This window comes from Agrococcus terreus (genome assembly GCF_014645235.1).
GTDB classification, from domain to species: domain Bacteria; phylum Actinomycetota; class Actinomycetes; order Actinomycetales; family Microbacteriaceae; genus Agrococcus; species Agrococcus terreus.
Genome location: NZ_BMLM01000005.1, coordinates 1 through 2,400 on the forward strand (window position 1 = coordinate 1; position 2,400 = coordinate 2,400).

3 protein-coding genes are annotated in these 2,400 nt (G+C 73.2%); all 3 read left to right on the forward strand.

Features of this window, described 5'->3' with window-relative positions:
- A partial coding sequence (locus IEW90_RS13705; protein WP_229679708.1) for a hypothetical protein occupies nucleotides 1-693 on the forward strand: 693 nt, incomplete at its 5' end.
- Nucleotides 694-723: 30 nt separating this feature from the next.
- Nucleotides 724-1,386 carry a hypothetical protein gene (locus IEW90_RS13710; RefSeq protein WP_188718883.1) on the forward strand — a complete coding sequence of 221 codons (663 nt, stop codon included), beginning with the start codon at nucleotides 724-726 and terminating at the stop codon, nucleotides 1,384-1,386.
- A complete protein-coding gene (locus tag IEW90_RS13715; protein ID WP_188718884.1) occupies nucleotides 1,383-2,147 on the forward strand; it encodes a hypothetical protein in 765 nt (254 codons plus the stop codon). The genes IEW90_RS13710 and IEW90_RS13715 overlap by 4 nt, the downstream gene beginning before the upstream one ends.
- Nucleotides 2,148-2,400: the final 253 nt, after the last annotated feature.

A 2,400-nucleotide genomic window follows, 5' to 3' on the forward strand; every position in this document is an offset into this window, starting at 1 on the left:
ACCGCGGCGAACGACGTGGGCGACACGCTCGCGGGCAAGATCGAGGACTCCTTCTGGGACGACCTCGACGGCTTCGTCGCCGGCGCCCTCAAGGTGCTGCAGATCGCGGGCCTCATCCTCGCGGTCGCCTGCATCATCATCGGCGGTCCGCTCCTGGCAGCCATCGCCGCGGTCGTCGCGATCGCGACGCTCGCGCTCACGACCTACGCGTTCCTCCGCGGCGATGCCACCCTCGGCGACATGATCTTCGCGGTCGTCGGCGTCATACCCTTCGGCTCCCTCGGCAAGGGCGTCGGCCCGTTCTTCAGCGACATGGCCGGCGGCATCTTCTCGTCCGCGGGGCGCACGGCCATCGCGAGCAGCGGCGCGCACTTCGCGGGCGGTCTCACGCGGGGCTTCAGCCGCGGCATGGCCGATGGCATGGGGCTGCTCGGCTCGCTGGGCCGAGGCGGCCGCGGCGCCCTCCAGGGCCTGTCGCAGGGCGGTGCGAACGTGGCGGACGGCCTCGCCCGTCTCTTCGGCTACACCGGGCAGTCCGACGCGCCGAGCATCCTCGGCGGCGTCTGGGGCGACGGGCACGTCAAGAACCTGTTCGGCGTCCCGGACGGCGCAGCGGAGATCTTCGGCGACGGCGCGCTCCACAACGCCATCGACGGCCTCGACGTGCGCGTCCCGTGGGCGCCCCACCGATGACGTCCGGCCGGTCGTCGCTAGGGTGAGCGAGTGCTGACCTCGGGAACGCAGCGGGTGGCGACGGCCGCGCCCGCGCTCACCATCGGACCGGATCCTGAGCGCTGGCTCCTGCTGCCGCCGCTCGATGCACCGACCGACGAGTGGATGGAGGCGTCGCTCGCGCTGCTGCGGCACCACGACGCGTTCGAGCCGACCGCGTACCGCGGCATGCTCGAGCACGCGCTCGGACTGCGTTCGACCGATGACGCCTGGACGCTGCAGTGGTGGCCGACGCCGTCGCTCGCGAACGTCGTCGTGCACGTCGTCGCGCACGACCTGATCGACGGCGCATCGGCACCATCCATCGCGGATGCGGTGCCCTTCCTCGGGTCCCCCGCGATCGACATCGCCGAGCACGCCGGCCTGGGCAGCGGGATCGAGGTGCGCGGGGCGGTCGCGAGCGGCATCCCTGGCGTGCCGCGCCTCGGCCTCGTCGCGCACGCGTACTGCGACGGCCGCCGCTGGATCGGAGTGATCGCCGAGCCGACGCTGCCGGCGGTGGCGACGCAGCTGCTGCACGACCTCCGGGTCCTGGTCCGCTCGCTCTCCGTCGACGGCGGATGGCAGGGCTCGAGGCTCGAGGCGCTCCCCGAGTCGGCGCGCGTGCGGCACGCCGCGGCGCAGGAGGAATGGCCTGCGGAGGACGGAGCATGACGCGCATGTCGGCCGTCGAGCGCGCGCGCACCATCGCTCCGGGCCAGGCCGTGCGCTGGAAGCAGCTCGAGCTCGACGCGTTCCGCGAGCACCCCGCCGTGCTCCGCGGCATCGACCCCTCGATCCGCGTGCGCGGAGGGCGCGGTGCGCCCGGGCGGATGACCGCGGTGCTCCTCTGGGCTGGCTTCGCAGCCGTCGTCGCACCGGTCGTCGCGATGGCCATCCTCGTCCCGTCGCGGATCTCGGCAGCGGCGCCGGTCGACTACGAGGCGGCCATCCCGGTCAGCTCGCTGCTCTTCCTCTTCGCCGACGCGGCGCTCGTCCCGCTGGCGGTCGCGGTCCTACGGCAGCGGGCGGGGCAGCGCTTCTTCCGCGGCCTCGGCATCTACTCGGTCGTCATGGCGGTGCTGACGGTCGTGATCTCCGTCGGTGTCTCGCCCTCGGTCGACGGCGTCTGGCTGTGGATGATCCCCGTCCTGGTGGGTGCGGCGGCGGGACTGGCCCTGGCCATCGCACCGACGCCGAGCGCGGGCGGCGGGGACGATGCCCGCCCCGACGGTCCGCGCAGCGGTCCGCGAGCGGTGGCGCGGGCCGCGATCGCCGAGCTCGACGCCTCAGAGCAGCAGCGCGTCGGGGCGGAGCTGCGCGCGGCGATCGACGAGCTGGCGCGCTCGGGTGCGATCAGCGCCCGCGACGCCGACTGGGCGAAGGGCGCGCAGCTCGGCATGCTCTCGATCCGGATGTCGCAGCCGCGCCGCTGAGCATCGGGCGGGCGAGTCGTCGTCCAGGCGTCTCCCAGCGCGGTGGGGAGTCCTCCCCATCGCGGCATCAGGGACGCCGCAATAGCGTGAGCCGAGAGGTTCGGGATCGAGTGCTGAGGAGCGTGCCATGACGTGGATGGATCCGTCGCCGAAGGGTCGGAGGATCGCGACCGTCGAGGGCGACCCGCAGACGATCATCCGTCGGGGCGATGAGATCGAGTCGCTCGGGAAGATGATGACCGACTCAGCGACG

Excerpts from the sequence above, each read along its gene's own strand:
- IEW90_RS13715 (WP_188718884.1), top strand. The coding sequence starts at position 1,383 with ATGACGCGCATGTCGGCCGTCGAGCGCGCGCGCACCATCGCTCCGGGC.